This is a genomic window from Rhizobium sp. BK650 (assembly GCF_014195325.1).
GTDB lineage: Bacteria > Pseudomonadota > Alphaproteobacteria > Rhizobiales > Rhizobiaceae > Rhizobium.
Map to the genome: position 1 here is coordinate 503,867 of NZ_JACIBK010000003.1, position 22,601 is coordinate 526,467.

Consider the following 22,601-nt stretch of genomic DNA (forward strand, 5'->3'; position numbering starts at 1 on the left):
CTTCGTTGACTGTCGGTGTCTGTTCTTTGGTCTACTGGCAGGCAGGGCGAAATGACAAATTCTCTTTCGTGAATCCTGATTTACGGGGAGCGGTTTACGGCTCCCTTTCGAAGGCATGAGATCATGGAATCGTCTCGCGATACTTCGCCGGTCATTCTCGCAGTCGCCGTCCTCGCCGGCGGTATCTTCCTTTTGCAGCAGAGCGGCTTCTTCAATGGCATCTTCAGCACCGACATCCTCGCCAGTGTGAAGGCGGAGGACGTTCTCAGTACATCCGATATCGCCGCCATGGAAAAACCAGTGGCGGCCACTATCGATACGGCCCAGACGGCTCGGTCCGGTAGCTGATTGCTCTAGGTATCAGCCGAGATTCAGCTCCTGGAAGAAGTCGTTGCCCTTGTCGTCGATAACGATGAAGGCCGGGAAATCTTCGACCTCGATCTTCCAGACGGCTTCCATGCCGAGCTCGGGATATTCCAGCACATCGACCTTTCGGATGCAGTCCTGCGCCAGGCGTGCGGCCGGACCGCCGATCGAGCCGAGATAGAAGCCCCGGTGCTTCTTGCAGGCCTCGCGCACCGCGCGCGAACGATTGCCCTTGGCGAGCATGACCATGGAGCCGCCGAAGGACTGGAACTGGTCGACATAGGAATCCATGCGGCCTGCCGTCGTCGGACCGAAGGAGCCGGACGCGTAACCAGCTGGCGTCTTCGCCGGGCCGGCATAATAAACCGGGTGGTTTTTCATGTAGGCTGGCATGCCTTCGCCCTTTTCCAGGCGTTCACGGATCTTGGCATGGGCGAGGTCGCGGGCGACGATTATCGTGCCCGATAGCGATAGGCGCGTCTTGACCGGATGCCTGGAAAGCTCCGAGAGTATACCGACCATCGGCTGGTTGAGGTCGATGCGCACGACGGATTCCGACAGTTTCGCTTCGTCGATGTCAGGCATGTATTTCGACGGATCGGTTTCCAGTTGCTCGATGAAGATGCCGTCACGGGTGATCTTGCCCTTGGCCTGACGGTCGGCGGAACAGGAAACCCCAAGGCCGATCGGCAGCGAGGCGCCATGGCGGGGCAGGCGGATGACGCGCACGTCATGACAGAAATACTTGCCGCCGAATTGGGCGCCGACGCCGAGGTTCTGGGTCAGCTTGTGGATTTCCTTCTCCATCTCGAGATCGCGGAAGGCATGGCCGCTTTCGGAACCTTCCGTCGGCAAGTCGTCGAGATAGCGGGTGGAGGCGAGCTTGACCGTCTTCAGGTTCATCTCGGCCGAAGTGCCGCCGATGACGATGGCCAGATGGTAGGGGGGACAGGCTGCCGTACCGAGCGTGAGGATCTTCTCCTTAAGGAAGTCCAGCATGCGCTCATGCGTTAGAAGCGACGGCGTACCCTGGAAGAGGAAGGTCTTGTTGGCCGAGCCGCCGCCCTTGGCGACGAAGAGGAAGTCATAGCTGTCGGTACCTTCCTCATAGATATCGATCTGCGCCGGCAGATTGTTTTTGGTGTTCTTTTCCTCGAACATCTTGATTGGCGCGAGCTGCGAATAGCGCAGGTTCTTCTTTTCATAGGCGTCGAGCACCCCTTTCGAGAGCGCTGCCGCATCGCCGCCCTCGGTCCACACACGGCGACCCTTCTTGCCCATGATGATCGCCGTACCCGTATCCTGGCACATGGGCAGCACGCCGCCGGCGGCGATATTGGCGTTTTTCAGCAGGTCATAGGCGACGAAGCGGTCATTGTCGGTGGCTTCGGGATCATCGAGGATCGCAGCGAGCTGCTTCAGATGGCCTGGGCGCAAGAGGTGGTTGATGTCAGCAAAGGCGGTTTCGGCGAGCAGGCGGATGCCCCCGGGATCGACCGAGAGGATCTCCTGGCCCTTGAACGTATCGACAGAGACATAGTCGCTGCTGATCTTGCGGTAAGGGGTAGTGTCGGCGCCAAGGGGAAAGAGATCGTCAGTCATCGAAGTGACCTTTCTGGGTGGGATAGTTTGGAACCGGTCTAATTGTGGCGGATGCCAAAATCAATCACGGAGGAGGCGGGATTGGCGGCAAAAATGCCGCGGTGCTTTCGCTGCTCCTCAAGTCAATCAACGAGGAACGTGGTGCGCCGTGGCCCATTACCTGACTCGATAAGGAAGGTGAGGCGCCAGACCTCTGCGGCGGCGTCTGCCGCAAAAGCAAAAAGGCCGGCACAGCGCCGACCTCCGATACTCATGCGAACCCAATTACTTCGGGCTGATCATCGTCTCCGGACGCACGATCGCGTCATATTCCTCAGACGTCACCAGCCCGCTCGCCAGTGCCTCTTCCTTCAGCGTCGTGCCGTTCTTGTGCGCCGTCTTGGCAATCTTGGCAGCCGCGTCATAGCCGATCTTCGGGGCGAGCGCGGTCACCAGCATCAAGGAGCGTTCGAGGCCGGCCTTGATATTGTCCTCGCGGGCTTCGATGCCGACGACGCAATTGTCGGTGAAGGAGACGGCGGCGTCGCCGAGGAGCTGGACTGATTGCAGGAAGTTATAGGCCATCATCGGATTGTAGACGTTGAGCTCGAAATGGCCCTGGCTGTCGGCGAAGGTCAACGCCGCATGGTTGCCGAAGACGTGGATGCAGACCTGCGTCAGCGCTTCGCACTGAGTGGGATTCACCTTCCCGGGCATGATCGAGGAACCGGGCTCGTTTTCCGGCAAGGCCAGCTCCCCGAGGCCCGAGCGCGGGCCGGAGCCGAGCAGACGGATGTCGTTGGCGATCTTGAAGAGGGCGGCGGCTGCCGCGTTGATCGCGCCGTGGGCGAAGACCATTGAATCATGCGATGCGAGCGCCTCGAATTTGTTCGGCGCGGTCACGAAGGGCATACCGGTGATAGCGGCTATCTCTTCGGCGACCTTCTCGGCAAAGCCGACCGGCGCATTGAGACCTGTGCCGACGGCGGTGCCGCCCTGGGCGAGTTCGCAGAGGCCGGGCAGGGTTATCTCGATTCGCTTGATCGCGGAGCCGACCTGCGCGGCATAGCCGGAAAATTCCTGGCCGAGCGTGAGCGGCGTGGCATCTTGCGTATGCGTGCGGCCGATCTTGATGATGTGGCTGAATTCCGTGACCTTCATGTCGAGGGCCGCATGCAGATGCTTCAGGGACGGCAGCAGGTGGTGAGCGATCTGTTCGGCGCAGGCAATGTGCATGGCCGTCGGATAAGTATCGTTCGACGACTGGCTCATATTAACGTGATCGTTCGGGTGTACCGGCTTCTTGGAACCCATGACGCCGCCAAGCATTTCTATGGCGCGATTGGAGATCACTTCGTTGGCGTTCATATTGGATTGCGTGCCGGAACCGGTCTGCCAGACGACCAGCGGGAAATGGTCGTTCAGCTTGCCGTCGATCACTTCCTGGGCGGCATCCACGACAGCTTTGCCAATGCTGGAATCGAGCTGGCCGAGCGCCATATTGGCGCGTGCTGCCGCCTGCTTGACGATACCGAGCGCGCGCACGATCGAGAGCGGCTGCTTTTCCCAACCGATCTTGAAATTGCCGAGAGAACGCTGCGCCTGCGCGCCCCAATAGCGGTCGCTGGCGACCTCGATCGGGCCAAATGTGTCGGTTTCGGTGCGGGTGGAACTCATGGCTTGGTGCCTTCCTGTCACATGCTCTTTAGGGCAGTCCTTGAAGATGAGAGACTTATAGGGTGGAACGCTTAACAAGAAAACCAGATCCAATGCTAAATATTGAATATTGGCCTCATGTTTTACGTCATCCACCTGTGCTTCATCCGGCGTGTTCTTTCGGTCACGCCCGAAAATTAATGCAGAAAGCGTCAGAAAGCACCCTTTCTCGAACTGGAAAATTCGGTAAAAAATTAACTAATAATTTCATAATTTTGTGTGAACTGACGGCCGGCGTTGCGTTCGACTCCGTCACACGAAGTTGAGTGCTGAAAGCGCTGGCGTCGCGGGCCGATTTCTGATGAATGGGCCGCGGCTGCCGGGAATTCTGGAAGAATTGATCTGAGCCTTTTGCTCGACAACAGCATGATACTGGAACTGGAAGACAAGATGAAGTTCGTTTTGAAAAGCGCGGTTTCCGCATTGGCACTTTCCTGCGTGATTGGCGCGGTTCCTGCGCATGCCTATACGCTGATGGATATGCTGCGCGGCGACCGGGCAAGGGGCCAGAGCACCATTATCATGGACCCCTCGGCGCCGATCCGCGGCACTCCGGGCAATCGCAACGGCGGCCTTGGCGGCGACATTGATCCCGAAGCTGCGCTGCCGAAGGTTTCCGGCCCGCGCTACTACACTTACAAGGCCGAACCTTTGGTGCCCGTCGATACGACGAAGTTTGCCGATCCTGTCGTGACCGGCGCAGTCGCGGACGTCTCCGGTGCTGCCGCGACTGACGGCGCTCCGCAGCGTCACTTCCTGACGGAGGCCAAGGTTCGCGCCAATGCCGATGTCGCGAGGGCCCTGCAGGCCTATTACGGCGACGGCAAGAATCCCCTCGTCTGGGTTTCCGGCGAGGGCGTCAATGAACGCGGCAAGGCAGCGATGAGCGTGCTTGCAGATGCAGCAAGCGTTGGCCTCGACCCCGCCGATTACGCCGTCGCCGAGCCGGCAATCGATCCGGCCAATCCGGACCCGGACGCTCGCGACAAGGCGCTGACGCAGTTCGAACTCGCACTTTCCTCGAAGGTTCTCTCTTACGTGCAGGACACGACGCGCGGCCGCGTCGACCCCAACAAGCTGTCTGGCTACCATGATTTCCAGCGAAAGGTCGTAAAGCTCGATCCCGTGCTGAAACTCTCCCGCCTGAGCCCCGACGTTGCGGCCTATCTGTCCAGCCGCAATCCCGACAGCACGCAGTTCCTGGCGCTGAAGGCCGAACTCGCCAAGCTGCGCGCAGCCGATGGTGGCAACGAGGAGCGGATCACCATTTCCCTCGATTCCCTGCTGCACCCGGGCGACAGCTCGCCGGAAGTCGCCAACATCGTCAAGGCGATCCAGAAGCATGGTTCGGCAGAGCTGAAGTCCGCGCATGCGGCCACCTTCTCGGCTTATGCCGGCAGCAGCGATTATTCGCCCGAGATCGTGTCACTGGTCGAGGACTTTCAGAAGGAGCGCGGCCTGAAGCCCGATGGCGTAATCGGTCAGGCAACCGTGCGCATGATGACCGGCGGCGACAACAATGCCTCCAAGATCGACAAGCTCATCATAGCGATGGAGCAGCTGCGCTGGCTGCCCGCCGATCTCGGCCCACGCTACGTGATGATCAACCAGCCCGCCTTCATGGCCTACTATTTCAACGACTCCAAACAGCAGCTTGCGATGCGCACCGTTGTCGGCGGCAAGAACAACCAGACCTATTTCTTCGACGACGAGATCGAAACGGTCGAGTTCAACCCGTTCTGGGGCGTGCCGCAGTCGATCATCATCAACGAAATGCTGCCGAAGCTGCGTTCCAACCCCGACTATCTCGATCAGTTGGGCTATCAGGTTGAGGTCGGCGGCCGTGCCGTTCCGTCCTCCAGCGTCGACTGGTACGGCTCGACACAGAATATTTCGGTTCGTCAGCCGCCAAGCAGCGACAATGCGCTGGGTGAATTGAAAATCCTGTTCCCCAACAGCCATGCCATCTACATGCACGACACGCCTTCGAAGAGCTTCTTCAAGCGTGACATGCGGGCTCTCAGCCACGGCTGCGTGCGCCTTTCGGATCCGCGCGCGATGGCTGCTGCCGTTCTCGGTACGACGGTCGATGAGGTCGCCAAACAGATCGCCACCGGCCAGAACCATGCCGTAAAAGTGCCGCAGAAGATCCCGGTCTATGTATCCTATTTCACCGCCTGGCCGAACAAGGATGGAGTGATCGAATATTTCGACGACGTGTATGGTCGCGACGCCTATGTGGACAAGGCGTTCGATGTGACGACGAAATCGCGTGAGGCGCAGATCTGACGCTAGCGCCAGATGGGCATTTGGACGGGCGGTCCTCGGGCCGCCCGTTTCGTTTTTTTGTATTATTGGATCGGAATGAAAAGGAGGCGCTCGGGTCGCCAGCGCATCAGGCGTACCAGCCCTCAAACAGCAACTTTCGCCGCAGATTTCCGGAACAACATCTCCACCAGTTCTGCCGTCAGCTCATCGAAATGCGTGATGATCATATCCGGATCGAGGCTCGAAACCGGCACATCCGAATAGCCGAAGGGCACTGCGATGGAAGGCACGTTGGCATTCTTAGCCACAGCGATATCGTTGATGCTGTCACCGATCATGACCGAGCGAGAGACGTGACCGCCAGCGCGTTCGATGGTGCCGGTTAGATGCCGGGCATCGGGCTTGCGGTATTCGAACGTATCGCCCCCGGTAATCGCGTCGAAATAATGCGTCAGGCCGAGCTTTCCGATCAGGCCGGTGGCAAGGCTTTCCAGCTTGTTTGTGCAGACGGCGAGGCGGTATCCGGACGCCTTCAGCCGTTCCATGGCGGCGACGAGACCCGGGTAGGGCTCGGTATGACCCGGCATATTGGCATTATAATGCGCGACGAAACGCTCGACGAGTTTAGGAACCTCATCCGATGTCAACGGGTGACCTTGGAGGTTGCAGGCGCGCTCGATCATCACGCGCGCTCCCTGGCCTACGAGATGCGTGAGATTGTCATAGGTGACGGGCTCAAGATCAAGAGCTGCGATCGTGTAGTTCAGGCTTTCGACCAGATCGACATGGGTGTCGAGAAGCGTGCCGTCGAGATCGAAGACGACGAGGCCTTTATCCTTGGGAAGAGCCTGGTCGGCATTTTCGGGAGCGGGGGTCAAAGTGAGGCCTCTTTGCAGGGTAGGATTATCCGGGATTAGGCGATGAACCGGCGAAAAGCAACGCCAGGACGGCTGACAGAAAAGTCGCAGCCGAAACGCGTGGCTTTCAATCGCAAGACGATGATTTTGGCTTTCGTTTGCAATACGAGCCGTGTAAACAGCACATCCAACGCAATATCAGGAGCTGGCGGCGCATGGATGCCCGCGAAATGAAGATCAAGGCCGCCGAGGCAGCACTCGTCCACGTCGAATACGGCATGCGTCTCGGAATCGGGACTGGAAGCACCGCGGAGGAATTTGTTCGTCTGCTCGCCGAAAAGGTCGCAGCCGGCTTCAAAGTCGAGGGCGTTCCGACCTCCGAGCGAACGGCGCGGCTGTGCGTCGAACTCGGCGTACCCTTGAAATCGCTTGACGAACTGCCGCAACTGGATCTCACCATCGATGGCGCCGACGAAGTCGATGCGGCGCTCCGGCTCATCAAGGGCGGTGGCGGCGCGCTGCTGCGCGAAAAGATCGTTGCGGCCGCCTCGACGCGGATGATCGTCATCGCCGACGAAAGCAAGTTGGTCGAGACGCTCGGCGCCTTCGCGCTGCCGATCGAGGTCAATCCCTTCGGCCTCCTTTCGACGCGGATGGCCATCGAAAAGACCGCCTCGCGCCTCGGTCTCTCAGGCGAACTGACATTGCGTCAGTCCGGGGATGGAGAGTTTACGACAGACGGCGGACATTACATCATCGACGCATCTTTTGGCCGCATTCCTGATGCAGAGGCGCTCTCGAGGGAACTGAATTCCATACCCGGTGTCGTAGAGCACGGGCTTTTCATCAACATGGCGGCGCTTGCGATCATTGCTGGTCCTGCAGGTGCCCGCACGCTGCAGGCAAACAGATAACAGGAGCATAGAAATTCATGATGAACATTGCAGGCCTCGGCCGTCTTGCCGCTGCGACCATCGTTCTTTCCGGGCTTGCCTTCGGCTCTGCCGCAAGAGCGCAGGAAGTTTCCGAGGAGCAGCTTAAGGCTGCCCGCGCAGCCATGGACGCGATCGGCGCAACCACCCAGTATGACAACATCCTGCCGGGTCTTGCCGAGCGCCTGAAGGCAGGTCTCATACAGGACTCGCCGAACTACCAGGATGTCATCACTGCGACCGTTGACAAGCAGGCGCTGGCTCTGGCACCGCGCCGCGCCGACCTCGAAAAGGAAGCGGCTCTCACCTATGCCAAAGCCTTCACCGTCGACGAGCTGAAGGCAATTGCCGATTTCTACAATTCCGACGTCGGAAAGAAGCTGCTGCGTGACGGCCCGGTCGCCTCGCGCGAAACCGCCAAGGCTGCTGATATCTGGGCGCAGGGCATTTCCCGCGACCTGGAAAAGCAGAGCAACGCCGAGCTTTCCAAGGTCATCAAGGCTCCGCCGCCGACAACGGAAAGCCCGGTTCCGGCTCCGGCGGCCGCACCGGCACCCGCCAAGAAGTAAGACTATCTTTCATTTCGACAAAAGCCCGGCTCGCCCGGGCTTTTGTTTTTGTGGCGCCGCCCCTATCTCTTTTGTTCTCAAGCAATTCCGGACACAGAACCGCACACTTCTGCTGGAATTGCTCTACTATCCTTACGCAATTCCGGACGCAGAACCGCTGCACACTTCTGCTGGAATTGCTCTATATGTGAACGACCCATCCAGCGATTCCCTCCGGAGATCATCATGCCTTCCTACGACTACGACCTCTTCGTCATCGGCGGCGGTTCAGGAGGGGTGCGCAGCGCACGCGTCGCGGCCTCGCTCGGCAAGAAGGTGGCGATCGCCGAGGAATATCGCTACGGCGGCACCTGTGTGATCCGCGGCTGCGTGCCGAAGAAGCTCTTCGTCTATGCCTCACAGTTCCACGAGCATTTTGAGGATGCAGCTGGCTTTGGCTGGACAGTCGGCGAAAGCGCGTTCGACTGGAAGAAGCTGATCGCGGCCAAGGATAATGAGATCGCGCGGCTTGAGGGGCTTTACAAGAAAGGGCTTGCCGGCGCCAATGCCGAAATCCTGGAAACCCGCGCCGAACTTGTCGATGCCCATACGATCAAGCTTCTGAGGACCGGCGAGACGGTGACGGCCAAAACCATCGTGATTGCGACCGGCGGCAGACCGAACCCGCATGCGGCACTACCCGGCCACGAGCTCTGCATCTCCTCCAACGAAGCTTTCCATCTGGAAGAGCTGCCGAAGTCCATCCTGATTGCCGGCGGCGGCTACATCGCCGTCGAGTTCGCCAATATCTTCCATGGGCTCGGTGTCGAGACGACACTGATCTACCGCGGCACCGAAATCCTTTCTCGCTTCGACGAGGACCTGCGTCGCGGCCTGCACGAAGCCATGGTTGCCAAGGGCATCCGCATCCTCTGCCAGGATGTGATGGAGAAGGTGACAAGAGGCGAAAATGGCCTCGTCATCGAGACCATGAAAGGCGAGACGCTCAATGCCGGTATCGTTATGCTGGCGCTCGGCCGCGATCCGAATACGAGAGGGCTGGGGCTGGAAAAGGCGGGTGTTGCGGTGAACGAACGCGGCGCCGTCATCGTCGACGATTACTCGCGTACGAATGTCGAGAATATCTATGCACTCGGCGATGTCACCGACCGGGTCCAGCTGACGCCGGTCGCAATCCACGAAGCCATGTGCTTCATCGAGACCGAGTACAAGAATAACCCGACCAAGCCGGATTACGACCTCATTCCGACCGCCGTCTTCTCCCAGCCGGAGATCGGCACGGTCGGTCTCTCCGAGGAGGAGGCGGGCAAACGTTACCAGGAGCTGGAAGTCTATCGCGCCCAGTTCCGGCCGCTGAAGGCCACGTTGTCGGGCCGGGCGGAAAAGATGATGATGAAACTGATCGTCGATGCCGCAAGCCGCAAGGTAGTGGGAGCCCATATCCTTGGTCACGATGCCGGCGAGATGGCGCAGATCCTGGGCATCACGCTGAAGGCCGGCTGCACCAAGGACGATTTCGACCGCACCATGGCGCTGCATCCGACGGCCGCCGAAGAACTGGTGACCATGTATGCGCCGAGCTACCGCGTCCGCGACGGCCAGCGCCTCTGATCCAGAATTCCGGTGCGGAATAAAGGGCCAGTCGCAGTTGGTCAGCTCGTCAGGCGCGGCGCGCGGATGACCTTGAAGAACAGCGCCTTCATCGCATCGGCAATGCCCTCGGTCGGCGTCACTTCGAAATAGAGGCCCGGCGAGGCGCAGGCGGCCATGCGTGAGGGTATCTCGTTCTGGAAGGGCTTAATCCAGGTATTGTACCAGTTGTTGCTCGGCAGCGGCAGGTAGGTGGTGTAGAGCACGGCGATCTTGACGCCACGATCCTTAAGTGGCTTGCAGAAGGACGTGTCTATCGGCTCCTGGCAACGGCCACCCGTCGTCTTCTTGGTGCAGGTCGAAGGCTTGTAACTGTCCCCGACGCCATCCGCCACGAAGAACAGGATTTTCTCAGGACTGATGTTCGACGTTCCGTCACCGGCCGGATCGATGATGGTATTCATCTGCGTCATGGCGCTGTCGAAACTGGTGATCTGGTCACTGTTGTAATTCTGGTAGGGAATGGTCATCAGGTCGACGGCGTTGGTATAGTTTTTCACCGTCGTCAGATCCGAAGTGAGATTTGAGATCGTCGTCAGCTTGGCATCCTCGGCCTTGGTGCCGAAGGTGTAGACACCCATGCGGAACTGGTCGGCGCTGACGCGCTCAGTCTTGGCCGTATCGGTCAGCGCCTGGGTTGCCTGGCGCACCACGTCGATGCGCATCGCCACGCCGAGGTCCTTAGCAATCGTATAATTGTTGACGCTCTTATCCACCTGATGGCAGGCAAAAGCGCAGCCGGTCTTGGCTTCCATCTTGGCAACATCCGTCGGGGTCGCGGCGACGCCCATGGAGGGTGTATTGTCCAGCAGGATGTAGAAATCCATGAAGGAGGCGGTCTGATATTCCGCCGTCGCCGTGCCCGATATGGTAATCGAGTCCTGTCCGAGGACATGCATGAAGGTGGTGGGCACGGAGGCGCTGAAGGTGACCTGCGAATTAAGTTTGTTGGCCGTCTTGGTGACGTCAATGCTCAAATTCACCGGCACCGAGGTCAGCTCGCCGGACATCTGCGAGAAGAAGATGCTGCGAGCGTCCGTCTTGGCGACCGAGATGGTGCCGTTGCCCTGCATGGTCATTGCGACTGCCACCGCACCCGATTTTTCGGAAATCGAGCCTACGGCGGCGGCATCGGCGGCGGCATAGAGCTGGGTGCGCAGGCTCAGCGCATGGGCATAGTCCAGCGCAAGGCCGGCGGTGCCGACCAGCGGAACCATCAAAAGTGCCGTCATGATTCCGAAATTACCTGATCGGTCCGCCAGAAAAGTGGACGAAAGGATGCCCATGCCGTATCCCCTTAATATCTAGGGTCCGATCTACAAGGGAAATCTAAATTATCTGGAAAATCGGATGGTATATTTCGGTTTAATGGTTGTAACTGCTAGCTATTCCGCTCGTTCGCCGGGCATTTGCAGCAGCGGAGAAACGCCTGCCGGAGCGCTGTGAGCTCATTCGGTCATCCTGACTTTTGAATTCAAACATCAGGCTTTCTGAAAATCGATTCCGATTTTCAGGCCGGCGTTTTTGGGGCGCCGAATGCGCTAGGCAAGGGGAGCCGAAAGGTTTATAAGCCGCCGGACTATTAAACGGGCAGGCATCCGGGATAGACCGGGTGGGGAAGCAGATGAGTGACATGGCACAGAATTGGACCCCGAGCAGCTGGCGGAACAAGCCAATCCAGCAGGTTCCGGACTATCCCGATGCGGCCGCGCTGGCGGCGACGGAAGCCGTGCTTTCCACCTATCCGCCGCTCGTTTTTGCCGGGGAAGCCCGCCGCCTGAAGAGTGCACTCGCCAACGTGGCTGAGGGCAACGCCTTCCTGCTGCAGGGCGGCGATTGTGCCGAGAGCTTCCTGGAACACGGCGCCGACAATATCCGCGACTTCTTCCGCGCCTTCCTGCAGATGGCCGTCGTACTGACCTTTGGCGCCCAGCTTCCCGTCGTGAAGGTCGGCCGCATCGCCGGCCAGTTCGCCAAGCCGCGTTCGGCACCGATGGAAACGCAGAATGGCGTTTCCTTGCCTAGCTATCGCGGCGATATCGTCAACGGTATCGAATTCACGCCTGAAGCCCGCATCCCGAGCCCGGAACGCCAGCTCGACGCCTACCGCCAATCTGCTGCGACGCTGAACCTCCTGCGCGCCTTCGCCATGGGCGGCTACGCCAATCTCGAAAACGTGCATAAGTGGATGCTCGGCTTCGTCAAGGACAGCCCGCAGGGCGAGCGCTACCGCAAGCTCGCGGACCGCATCAGCGAAACCATGGATTTCATGAAGGCGATCGGCATCACCTCCGAAAACAATCCGAGCCTGCGGGAGACCGATTTCTTCACCAGTCACGAGGCGTTGCTGCTGGGTTACGAAGAGGCGCTCACCCGCGTCGATTCCACGTCTGGCGACTGGTACGCGACGTCAGGCCACATGATCTGGATCGGCGACCGGACGCGCCAGCTCGACCATGCGCATGTGGAATACTTCCGCGGCATCAAAAACCCGATCGGCCTGAAATGTGGCCCGTCGTTGACGCCCGACAACCTGATCGAATTGATCGATGTGCTGAACCCGACCAACGAGGCCGGCCGCCTGACGCTGATCTGCCGCTTCGGCCACGATAAGGTCGCCGACAGCTTGCCGAAGCTTATCCGCGGCGTCGAGCGCGAAGGCAGGAAGGTCGTCTGGTCCTGCGACCCGATGCACGGCAACACGATCACGCTTAACAGCTACAAGACCCGCCCCTTCGAGCGGATCCTCTCGGAAGTCGAAAGCTTCTTCCAGATCCATCGCGCCGAAGGCACGCACCCGGGCGGCATCCATATCGAAATGACCGGCAAGGACGTGACCGAATGCACCGGCGGCGCCCGCGCCGTCACCGCCGAGGACCTGCAGGATCGCTACCACACCCATTGCGACCCGCGCCTCAATGCCGACCAGGCGCTCGAACTGGCGTTCCTGCTGGCGGAGCGCATGAAGGGCGGCCGCGATGAGAAGCGGATGGCTGCCAGCGCGTGAGAGCACTGCGGATAGAGATCGGGAGCCCGGCCCAGCGCCGGGCTTTTTGTTTTGTGGAGCCAGTCTAACGTTCGGGCTTGTCTCTAACATCTGCAAACGCGGCCGATCCTCGAGACAATGCCGAGGATGACGCCGCCTCGCCATTGTCATGGATAGTGACACAAGGGGATTGTTCCCGGCGGATATGGAGAGACAAGACCCTTGTCGATATGCCGCCCGCCATATATGCAAGATACATGACCTGTGTACCGACCCCTTCCGGCCTGTATTACACGCTGCTCCCATAGAGCGGCGACGGTCATCTATTCGAAAACCCGAAACGCCGCACGGTCGGCGGCGGCGTGTTTCAGCAAAGGTCTCCGGCCTGATCGGCCCTCATGGAGACTTTTATGAGCATCAATTTTCAGTCGTCCACCAAGCTTCGATCGGAGTTCCTGCGTGTCCTCGTGGAGCGCGGCTTCATCCAACAATGTACCGACCTCGAAGCGCTCGACAGCTGGCTCAGCGCCGGGATCGGCACGGCCTATAACGGCTTCGATCTCACCGCCGACAGCCTGCATGTCGGACATCTCATCCCCATCATGATGCTGCGCTGGTTCCAGAAGACCGGCAACAGACCGATCGCTCTGATGGGCGGCGCCACGACCCGGCTCGGCGATCCGAGTTTTCGCGACACGTCGCGTCCCTTGCTGAGCGAGGCGCAGATCGCGCGAAATCTCGCCAGTATCAAGCGCATCTTCGAACGGTTTCTGACCTTCGGCGATGGGCCGACCAGTGCGCTCATGGTCAACAATGCCGACTGGCTTAGCAGCCTCAAATACCTGGATTTTCTGCGCGACGTCGGCCCGCATTTCTCGGTCAACCGCATGCTGACATCAGAAAGCGTGCGCCAGCGGCTCGAGCGGGAACAGTCTCTCTCGCTGCTCGAATTCAACTACATGGTCATGCAGGGCTATGACTTTCACGTGCTTGCCGAAATGCATGGCTGCCGGCTTCAGCTCGGGGGCTCCGATCAGTGGGGCAATATCCTCAGCGGCGTGGAATTCGGCCGGCGTGCGGGCGGGCGGACATTGTTCGGATTGACGGCACCGTTGCTGACCACGTCTTCGGGCGCCAAGATGGGCAAAAGTGCCTCCGGGGCGGTCTGGCTGAATGCCGACCGCCTGTCGCCCTACGAATTCTGGCAGTTCTGGCGCAACACTGAAGATTCCGATGTCGGCCGTTTCATGCGGCTCTTTACCGAGCTGCCCCTCGATGAAATCGCGCGGCTGGATGCGCTGCAAGGCGCCGAGGCCAATGTGGCGAAGAAGGTGCTAGCTGACGAGGTCACGCGGCTCTGCCATGGCGCAGATGCGGCAGGGGAAGCCTCCGAAACATCGCGGCGCATGTTCGAAGAGGGCGAGACCGCGGACGGCCTTCCGACTGTCAGGGTGAGTGGCGCGGCATTGCAGGACGGGATGCCGCTGCCGGATGCGCTTGTGATGTCCGGACTTGCCAAGTCGAAGAGCGAAGGCCGCCGGCTGGTGCTTGGCGGCGGCGTGCGGGTCAATAGCCGCGCTGTGCTCGACGAGACCATGCAGCTCGGATATGCGGACATGAGGGACGGCGTCATCCGCCTGTCGGTCGGCAGGAAGAGACACGTGCTCCTGCAGCCGGAACCATGATGCACTCGGGAGCGAGGCCTTTCGTCACGCAGATGGTGTGATGAAGGGAACTCGCTCTAGAGAGAGTGGCGCTGGCGGAAATGGTGCTGCAGGAAAGTCTGGGCCTTGAGGAAGCTCCATGTGCGCGGGGCACCTGGCAGAAAATCGTCGTCATTCAGGATGTCGCTCAGCGGTGACGCGAAGAGTTCGGCGGCCTCGTTGCGATCTGGCGCGTGATGGGCGCCATCGAGGATATCGGCGGCGGTGGATCGGCTTGCCATCAGCAGCAGGAGCTCCGGATGGCAGAAGACGGGATCATAGGCGAGCCCGATGGCATAGGACCGCGAACGCTCGATATCGGTAACGGCGATTTCCTCGGCAAGTTCACGGGCAGCCTCGTCGAAGAGATCGATTTCTTCGCCGGTCGCGGGCTCGGCATAACCGCCGACAAAATAGAGGGCACCGGGATTCTGCTCGGCGGCAAGGCTTCGTTTGGTAGTGATCACCTGCTGGTCTGCCGTTATCAAAACGACGGTGAGACCAAGTGGATCAGCGCGTTCAGCCTGCGGGTGCGCCGCCGCAAAGTCCGGATGGCGGGTCGCCACATAGGCGGAAAAGCATGTACTTTCAGCGGTGATGGTCAGCCGGCCGTCTTCGATACCGTAGGCAGCCATGCGCAGGAGCCGGCCGTCAAAGGCGGCAGGATGTCTGGCAAGAAGACGGTCCCAGACCGACTTCCGCTCTGCCTCTACTGCTGCGGCGAGCTGGAATTCCCCCGAAAGACGGCAATGGATGTGGTCGATGGGTATGCTAAACGCTTCATCTGCAAATATCATGCGCGCATTGCCTTTCTCAGCAATTCGATCGTCTCGGTCACGGATGGTCCTTCGATCGGCGGCGGCTCGGTCCGTTCGCCAAACTCGCGCCAGAGAAAGTTCCGAGAGATCATTGGTGAAACTTCGGGAGCTGATCATGAGATAGCCGGGAAGGGCGGAATTGATGCGATGGTTCACGAGCCAGCCGGTCGTTTCGCATACATGGAATTGCTCGGGAATTTCCATGGACAGCTCCTCCATCGCACGCGGGGCAGCCGCGCGGTTTCGCACAGTGGCTGAAGATGACGTGCTTCGGCAAGGGCAAGGGAGGTGACATTGATCCGCGGTCGGGGCAGAGCCTGTCCTGTTTGGCGATGAACATACCGCGATGCAATGGTTGGGCCCGATCAGGCGGCAGCCCTCGACGATCTGGGCACCGCAATGATCGCGATCTTCGGGAATAGTCCCCGCTCGGCGACAGGCTCGACAGCCGGCCGCATTTTCTCACGTGCCTGTCAAAGCGGCTTTTCGCGTTGCAGTCGCCCGTCGGCCCATGCATTCTGGCGGCATGAGCGACCTCGATCTTGACCAAATCCTTAGAGACCTTGCTGCCCGCGAGCCGATCTTCCACCGGCGGGAGTTCGGCACCTCGCGGGCCGAGCTCGAGCGGATGATCGACGACGACTTCTGGCAAATTGGCGCGAGCGGGAAAGTCTATCAGCGCGGCTATGTTATCGAAACATCGCTTGCGCGATACGAGAACGGCCCGGAGCCGCATGATTGGCCCTGCCGGGATTTCACCATAACAGTGCTGGCAGACGGGCTCTACCTTCTGTCCTACACGCTTGAAGAGCCGCAGCGCATTACGCGCCATTCGACGATCTGGCGTCGCGCTGAGGAAGGTTGGAAAATCGTCTTCCATCAAGGCACGCCCATGGCGTGACCTGACGCGCCGCCCTCTATTGCACCAATACCGACTGCTGGCATCGCACATCCGTGACCCGCACATCGGCTTCGCCGATCTTGATGCCGAGTAGGGTCAGGGTGTTGAAGAGCAACTCGTCGAGGGGCTTGGTGAGGCCGGCCAGCGTATCGGCGACGGCACCCTGAATGGCCGATTTCGGCAGGCCGATGCCAAGGCCGAGGATGGTGACCTGGATATCGGTGTTGGCGAGCAGGGTGGCGACGGTCGAGGTCAGTGTATCCTTAGTCGAGACATTCTTGATGGTCTTGGCAGCGATATCCTGTGGCTGGAAGGTCAGCCGGGTCTTGCTCTGGTTGGTGACGTTGACCTCGGCGAGCGCGGAGACGCTGAGCAGCGTGGCGTCGATGATCTTGGCGCGGGAGACGCGCGGCTTGCTGCCGAAATTGGCAAAAGCGCTGGTGTCGACATCGCCGAGATCGAGTTCGGCGACACCGGGCACGACATCAATGCCGACATTGGCGTTCTGAGCAGTCGCGCCAAGGCAGGACACATTCGCGAGCTTGGCCTCAGCATAGGCGGCTTCGACATAGAGCGGCACGCGCAGTTTGATGCCTGCAATCGAGCCAATGCCGAGAGCGTTCACCTCGATTGCGAGCCGCACCTGGGCAGTGCGCACGGCAGTGCCGGTCGTGCCGACGGCATTGGAGGCCATCTCCTTCGGCGGCTCGCCGATCGCAAGCGTGAGCTTCGCGGCGGCAAGACCGGGGATGGCGGTATTCAGATTGACGGCGACCTGCTTCTTCTGGTTGGCGGCGATCGCGGCGGCTGAGAGGATATCCATCACACCGGCATCGACGGAAAGATGCGAGCCGCTGCCAATAAGCCTCTCGCCCGTCGTGCCAAGGTTCAAAAGGTCTTCCAGCTTCAGTTTGACCTGCGTGGTGCCGAGTGCCTTCTCGATGGCATCGAGCGCCTTGGTTGTCGTGGATGTCAAGCCGCGGGTTTTCTTCAGCGTTGTGAGCAGGCGAGGGTAGGAGATCTCCGTCGCCAGCACATCGTCATAGCTGCCGGCGGTAAGATTGAGATCGGTCGCCAGAGTATCGAGGAAGGAGAGCAACTCGACATTGGCAGCTGCAAGTGCGGTGTAATCGGCGACCTTGAGGGAAATCGTGGTGCCGAGCAGGCTTCCGAGCAGCTCATTCAGCACGCCGTCATTGAGGCTCGCAAGCCGCGAGCCGATGGAAAAGGCGACGAGCTTCGAGGCGGAGGCCGTTCCCGTGGCACTCAGGGTCGGCGCAGAGGCGAAGATGGCGGCAAATGCCAGCTCGGCCTTCTGGCTGAGATCCACTCTCGCTGCGTCGTAAGGCTGTATACCGGGGGAGAACCGGCTGCCGAGTGCCATGGACATATCGGCGACATAGGTGCCCGGCACCAGGTTTGCGACAGCATCGAATGTCTCGAGGTCGGCTCCCGAAAGCTGCTTTACGCCCTGTTTTGTTTCATAGCCGTTTGCGGTTTTGACGGCGACGTTCAAGCCGTTCTGGCTGAAATTGGTGACGAGGTTCTGGGCCGCGTGGTTGATATCGGAGGCGGCGACGATAGCGCCGAGATCGCTCAATTCCTGCAGGCGGCGCTGCTGCAGCGTCATCATGCCGTAGTCGATGCCGAGGCCGAGCGTATAAAGAACGAGCGGCGCGCAGAGGGCCGAGGTGATGGCAATATTGCCCCCCGCATCGACCGCGAAGCGGGCCGGCCAGGCACAAAATCTCGACATCTCAGATGCCCCCCATCCGGATCGTGGCGAAACGATGGATCACGTGGTCGGGCAGGGGAAATGTGTAGAGATTCCAAATCGGAAGGTTGGACGCGTCATAGGTCGCAGAGACGGTGAACTGGTTGGCATTTGTCGGATCGGTGGTAACGCTGACCTGCAGCTTCGAGCGGTCGAGCAGCGGGTGGTCGATGGTCGATCGGGAAATGAAGTCGCTGACGAGCTGTGTGCGTTCCTGGCTGGTGAGACCAGCGACAGCCGTGCGCGCGGCATCGGCCGTCAATTGCTGAATGGAATGGGCTGCGCTGAGATAGATACCGTAGGCGATCATCGTCAGCACGATCAGGATGAAGAGCGGCGCGATGATCGCAAATTCGATGGCGGCGGCGCCTGCACTATTGGCGTGGAAACGGCGATACAGCTTCATGTTTCACCTCGCTTGCTGCCGAGCTCCGTTCTCGACCAGCCGTTGAGACTGTAAATCAGCATTTGTTAATTTTGCTTTAGCTAATAAACGTATTGGCTGTATTCGCAAGAAATGACGCGACAGCGAGCGCTTTGATTTGAGCCGGGACTGGTTGAGAAGGAAATATTTCTTCCGTCATGTTCGGCCTTGTGCCGAGCATCTGCTACCGGTGGTTGTAATGCACACAGGGCGCGCCGATCCGTAGTACATCCTCGGCACAAGGCCGAGGATGACGTCGTGTTAGGGGAGCGAGGTTGCGCCTCCCGGTATTGACGAAGACACCTCAGCCCTGGATGAAGGCCAAGAGGTCCGGGTTGATGATTTCAGGATGCGTGGTGCACATGCCGTGCGGGAAGCCGGGATAGGTCTTCAGCGTGCCGTTCTTGAGCAGCTTGGCGGAAAGCGGTGCGGAGTCGGCATAGGGGACGATCTGGTCGTCGTCGCCATGCATGACGAGAACAGGAACGGTGATCTTCGTGAGGTCGTCGGTGAAGTCGGTTTCCGAGAAAGCCTTGATGCAATCGTAATGGGCCTTGGCGCCGCCCATCATGCCCTGACGCCACCAGTTTTCGATCACGCCTTGGCTGACCTTGGCGCCTGGACGGTTGAAGCCGTAGAAGGGGCCGGTCGGGATATCGAGGAAGAACTGCGCGCGGTTGGCGACGAGGGCCGCGCGGAAGCCATCGAAGACTTCGAGCGGCAGGCCGCCGGGGTTCTTGTCCGACTTGACCATGACAGGCGGCACCGCACCGATGATGACAGCCTTGGCGACGCGGCCTTCCTTGGCGCGGGCAACGTAATGGACGACTTCGCCTCCGCCCGTGGAATGGCCGACATGGATGGCATTCTTAAGGTCAAGGGCATCCGTCAGTGCGGCGACATCGGCCGCGTAGGTGTCCATCTCGTTGCCGTCAAAGGTCTGGGTGGAACGGCCATGGCCGCGGCGATCATGGGCGATGACGCGGAAACCCTTTTCGAGGAAAAACATCATCTGGTTGTCCCAATCGTCGGCGCTGAGCGGCCAGCCGTGATGGAAGACGATCGGCTGGTCATTCTTCGAACCCCAATCCTTATAGAAGATTTCAGTTCCGTCCGTAGTCTTGATGAAAGGCATGGTTTGGCTCCGATTTTCTGGTGATGTGGACTGGTCGTGGCAAGGGTGGCTTTCGACAGGCGCTGGCCGTAATTGCGGCGCCTGCCGGAGAACGTCTCGCCGCATGGCATCTGCCGTCAGTGCATGCTGCGTCTATTCATAGGTGTGGGCATGATCACCTCCGTGTGGGCTTCTTCGCGCCTCTTCGACGAAGACACGCTGACCCACTTCCGGCGAGGATGCGAATTGACCGTCGTAAATTGATGCAAAGCTATCATGACGGCAATGCGCCATAAGACGTATGAACCTCAGGAAGACACTATGTTATCCGCAAGCTTTTTCCTGTCGAAACCGCGGAGGCTGCCATGCGCGAGTGGAGCAAGCGTGACAGCGAGATAGGCGAGGCCGGTGATAAGCATTGCGGCGGACAGGCCCGATGCATCGATCAAAGCGCCGCCGACCAGGCCACCAAAGGGAATGAGCGCCCAGCAGAGCGCAGCGTTCAACGAGGTAACACGGCCCAACAGCGGCTTCGGAATGCGCTCGAACAATACCGCGTTGATGATCGGATTGAGAAAGCCCGAGGCGAGGCCGCCAACCGCAAGAATTGCGAAAATCGTAGCGAGGGGTGAATCCACCGCAAAGACAAAAAAGCGCGGAAATCCTGCGAGCAGAAAGGCGACCGTGTAGACGAGAAGGCGCGGCATACGATCGGCGATCAGAGCGGCAATCGCCGCGCCGATCATGGAGGCGCCGAAGAAGATGGCAAACAAGGCGCCGAGCAGGGCGGCGCCTTGGCCGGAATGCTGTGTCCAGACCGGCAGCAGGACGGCAAAGTAGGCCTGATCGAGCAGATTGGTCGTCGCCACCATCAGGACGATCGCGACGAGCACCCCGTCTCGGCGCATGAAGTGCCAGCCTTCGGCCAGTTCCCGGCCGTAGGCGAGGATGCCGGCTGCTTCGGCCTTAGGAGCACGCGGAGAAACGGGGATGCCGATCGCAACGATCAGGGCGGATGCGGCGAAGGTGAGGGCGTTGACGGTAAGCGCCTGACTCGGGCCGACGAGGGCAATCAGCGCGCCCGCGCCTGCCGCCCCGGCGGTCGATGCGAGTCGCTCGATGGCGCCAACGACACCAGTGACACGCTCCAGCGGCACGGAAGCGAGCTCGGCAATATTTGGTACCATGGATTGTTTGGCGGCATCCGAGGGGCCGCGTAGCACGCCCATGGCGAAGACGATGGGAAGCAGGAGAGGCATGGTGAGCAGGTCGAGGAGATGCAGCAGCGGCAAGAAGCCGACCGCAATCACCGAGGCGCTGTCGCAGAGGATGGCAATGCGCTTGGGACCCAGGCGATCGATCAGCGGGCCGCCGAGCGCCTTGGCAACGACATAAGGCAGCATCTCCATCATGGCGACGAGGCCGGTCAGCAGGGGACTGCCCGTCGTGCTCAGCACCAGCCAGGGGATGGCGACACCCGAAAGCCGCGTGCCGGAAAGGGAGAGGGTTTCGGCAATCGCAAGCGCGACGAAGGGGCGACGGCTCATGGCTCGCTCCCTTCCTCGCCATGGGGCAAACGGCCCGGATAGGGAAAGGCGTGCAACATGACCGTGAAGGGCACCGTGCCCGATGGCAAGGGTTCGCCCAGCGGCGGGGCCTCGCTCATTGCTTCCAGGAGGATATCGTTCAGCCGTTTCGTCAGCGCCTCGGCCTGTTCGGAGGTCAGCGGAATGATAATGTCGCTTGCGGTGCTGGCCTTGCGCCATTCGAGCGGCAGCTCGGCATATTCCTCTGCCGCCTTCTGCATCTGGCCGACCTGCTGTGAGAGGACCGCCTGTGCGAAGGCAACATCCATATCGAAGGCTTCGCCTTCGGTTTCCGCCGGCCTTACCGAGGTGAGCTCGTGGCACGCCTTCCACCAGCGATCACGGCGCGACGGTCCCGGCGCATCCTCGATGAAGCCGTACTGGGCCAGCTGACGCAAATGATAGCTCGTTGCGCCGCTGTTGAGGCCGAGCCGTGCGGCAAGCTGCGTTGCCGTGGCGGGGCCGTCGACGCGGAGCATGCCGAGCATGCGCAAACGAACGGGATGGGCGAGCGCCTTAAGCGCGGTAACATCAGGGACGATCTGGCTAACGCTGCGGGATGTCGCTGCCGCTGATGTAGGGACAGGTGTTTTCATCGCGGCAGCCTAGCACTGCAAACGAACCTTTGCAAATATTTCTTTGCAAAGTTGAAAACTTGGGATTGCGCGCTATCTCAAACGTTTAGTCTTTCTGTTTCAGCAGTTTCAGGCTTGCCCGCGCTCTGCGAGGATGGCGTTCAGCCGGGAAACGTCCTCGCGCAGTGCGGTCAGTTCCGTCAGCACCCGCATGTCGATCTTCTGGTGCAGCGACAGAACCTCGAGCTCGGCCTTCAAGTTCACCTCATAATCCTTGGCGGCTTCGAAACGGTCGCGTTCGGCCTGCCGGTTCTGCGACATCATGATGATCGGCGCCTGGATGGCGGCCAGCATGGAAAGGATGAGGTTCAGGAAGACGAAGGGGTAGGGATCGAAGGCCCTGCTCAGCAGGATGACCGTGTTGACGATCGTCCAGACGACAAGGAAGGCGAGGAAGGCCAGAATGAAAGACCAGGAGCCGCCGACGCGCGCGATACTGTCAGCCAGCCGCTCACCGAAAGAGGCTTCGGCGGAAAAGGCGGCATTGACGTCGGTGGAGATGATCTTGCGCTCATGGGCCTTGGCGAGAACGCGCTTTTCTATGTCGCCCAGTTCTTCGGCCGGCTTGCCGAAATGCAGGTGAACGAAATTTGGAAGATTATGCATGGCATTGCCCCGAGAATGGATCGAATTGGGCGCAGTATTCCGCCGTCGCTGCAAATTGCAATGTGTATCGGCGTCACGCAAGGCAAACTGAGGGATGAAGCAAGGACAGTCCCGC

18 protein-coding genes and 1 pseudogene are annotated in these 22,601 nt (G+C 60.0%); 8 read left to right on the plus strand and 11 right to left on the minus strand.

Going from position 1 to position 22,601, the window contains the following annotated elements:
• Window positions 1-123: 123 nt before the first annotated feature.
• Complete coding sequence (locus tag FHX15_RS10695) at window positions 124-348, plus strand: hypothetical protein (RefSeq protein ID WP_184396586.1); 225 nt, start codon at window positions 124-126, stop codon at window positions 346-348.
• Window positions 349-360: 12 nt separating this feature from the next.
• On the opposite strand, the gene FHX15_RS10700 is transcribed toward FHX15_RS10695, so the two are convergent.
• Together FHX15_RS10700 and fumC are read right to left on the minus strand one after the other, a co-directional pair.
• Entirely contained in the window at window positions 361-1,968 is a 1,608-nt protein-coding gene (locus FHX15_RS10700) for a fumarate hydratase (RefSeq protein WP_184396590.1), read from the minus strand.
• A 264-nt stretch (window positions 1,969-2,232) separates the two neighbouring features.
• Complete coding sequence (fumC, locus tag FHX15_RS10705; RefSeq protein WP_184396593.1) at window positions 2,233-3,624, minus strand: class II fumarate hydratase; 1,392 nt, start codon at window positions 3,622-3,624, stop codon at window positions 2,233-2,235.
• A gap of 429 nt (window positions 3,625-4,053) precedes the next feature.
• Between fumC and FHX15_RS10710 the strand changes: the two genes are divergently transcribed.
• Complete coding sequence (locus tag FHX15_RS10710; RefSeq protein WP_184397167.1) at window positions 4,054-5,952, plus strand: murein L,D-transpeptidase; 1,899 nt, start codon at window positions 4,054-4,056, stop codon at window positions 5,950-5,952.
• A gap of 122 nt (window positions 5,953-6,074) precedes the next feature.
• On the opposite strand, the gene FHX15_RS10715 is transcribed toward FHX15_RS10710, so the two are convergent.
• On the minus strand, window positions 6,075-6,809 hold the full coding sequence (locus tag FHX15_RS10715) for an HAD family hydrolase (protein WP_184396597.1): 735 nt from the start codon (window positions 6,807-6,809) through the stop codon (window positions 6,075-6,077).
• Window positions 6,810-7,003: 194 nt separating this feature from the next.
• Here FHX15_RS10715 and rpiA point away from each other — a divergent pair, with 194 nt between their 5' ends.
• The 3 genes from rpiA to gor all read left to right on the plus strand — a co-directional run bounded on the left by rpiA (window position 7,004) and on the right by gor (window position 9,900).
• Window positions 7,004-7,702: a ribose-5-phosphate isomerase RpiA gene (gene rpiA / locus FHX15_RS10720; protein WP_184396601.1), complete on the plus strand. Its 699-nt coding sequence runs from the start codon at window positions 7,004-7,006 to the stop codon at window positions 7,700-7,702.
• Window positions 7,703-7,719: 17 nt separating this feature from the next.
• Window positions 7,720-8,289: a DUF2059 domain-containing protein gene (locus FHX15_RS10725; protein WP_184396603.1), complete on the plus strand. Its 570-nt coding sequence runs from the start codon at window positions 7,720-7,722 to the stop codon at window positions 8,287-8,289.
• Window positions 8,290-8,514: 225 nt separating this feature from the next.
• Window positions 8,515-9,900 carry a glutathione-disulfide reductase gene (gene gor / locus FHX15_RS10730; RefSeq protein WP_184396606.1) on the plus strand — a complete coding sequence of 462 codons (1,386 nt, stop codon included), beginning with the start codon at window positions 8,515-8,517 and terminating at the stop codon, window positions 9,898-9,900.
• Window positions 9,901-9,941: 41 nt separating this feature from the next.
• On the opposite strand, the gene FHX15_RS10735 is transcribed toward gor, so the two are convergent.
• Window positions 9,942-11,225, minus strand: coding sequence for a TadE/TadG family type IV pilus assembly protein (locus FHX15_RS10735; protein WP_184396609.1), 1,284 nt, complete (start codon window positions 11,223-11,225; stop codon window positions 9,942-9,944).
• A gap of 347 nt (window positions 11,226-11,572) precedes the next feature.
• On the opposite strand from FHX15_RS10735, the gene FHX15_RS10740 reads away from it, so the two are divergent.
• On the plus strand, window positions 11,573-12,946 hold the full coding sequence (locus FHX15_RS10740; protein ID WP_184397169.1) for a class II 3-deoxy-7-phosphoheptulonate synthase: 1,374 nt from the start codon (window positions 11,573-11,575) through the stop codon (window positions 12,944-12,946).
• A 389-nt stretch (window positions 12,947-13,335) separates the two neighbouring features.
• Complete coding sequence (tyrS, locus tag FHX15_RS10745) at window positions 13,336-14,610, plus strand: tyrosine--tRNA ligase (RefSeq protein WP_246778925.1); 1,275 nt, start codon at window positions 13,336-13,338, stop codon at window positions 14,608-14,610.
• 908 nt (window positions 14,611-15,518) lie between these two features.
• On the opposite strand, the pseudogene FHX15_RS31755 reads toward tyrS, so the two are convergent.
• Window positions 15,519-15,650: pseudogene (locus tag FHX15_RS31755) on the minus strand (HIT family protein); the annotation flags it as partial.
• Between the two features lie 322 nt (window positions 15,651-15,972).
• Here FHX15_RS31755 and FHX15_RS10760 point away from each other — a divergent pair.
• Window positions 15,973-16,347 carry a DUF4440 domain-containing protein gene (locus FHX15_RS10760; RefSeq protein ID WP_184396617.1) on the plus strand — a complete coding sequence of 125 codons (375 nt, stop codon included), beginning with the start codon at window positions 15,973-15,975 and terminating at the stop codon, window positions 16,345-16,347.
• A 16-nt stretch (window positions 16,348-16,363) separates the two neighbouring features.
• Here the strand turns inward: FHX15_RS10760 and FHX15_RS10765 are convergent, their stop codons facing one another.
• From FHX15_RS10765 to FHX15_RS10790, 6 genes are all read right to left on the minus strand, one after another.
• Window positions 16,364-18,103 (minus strand): pilus assembly protein TadG-related protein, encoded by a 1,740-nt coding sequence (locus FHX15_RS10765; protein WP_184396619.1) that lies wholly within the window; start codon window positions 18,101-18,103, stop codon window positions 16,364-16,366.
• A 1-nt stretch (window position 18,104) separates the two neighbouring features.
• Complete coding sequence (locus FHX15_RS10770) at window positions 18,105-18,527, minus strand: TadE family protein (RefSeq protein ID WP_184396622.1); 423 nt, start codon at window positions 18,525-18,527, stop codon at window positions 18,105-18,107.
• Window positions 18,528-18,849: 322 nt separating this feature from the next.
• Window positions 18,850-19,680, minus strand: a complete 831-nt coding sequence (locus tag FHX15_RS10775) for an alpha/beta fold hydrolase (protein ID WP_184396625.1) — start codon at window positions 19,678-19,680, stop codon at window positions 18,850-18,852.
• Between the two features lie 287 nt (window positions 19,681-19,967).
• A complete protein-coding gene (locus tag FHX15_RS10780; protein WP_184396628.1) occupies window positions 19,968-21,206 on the minus strand; it encodes an MFS transporter in 1,239 nt (412 codons plus the stop codon).
• Complete coding sequence (locus tag FHX15_RS10785) at window positions 21,203-21,841, minus strand: winged helix-turn-helix domain-containing protein (protein WP_184396632.1); 639 nt, start codon at window positions 21,839-21,841, stop codon at window positions 21,203-21,205. Before FHX15_RS10785 ends, FHX15_RS10780 begins: the two co-directional genes overlap by 4 nt.
• Window positions 21,842-21,949: 108 nt before the next feature.
• The gene (locus FHX15_RS10790) at window positions 21,950-22,486 is read right to left on the minus strand and encodes a DUF1003 domain-containing protein (protein ID WP_184396634.1); all 537 of its coding nucleotides are present in this window, start codon (window positions 22,484-22,486) and stop codon (window positions 21,950-21,952) included.
• Window positions 22,487-22,601 lie beyond the last annotated feature (115 nt).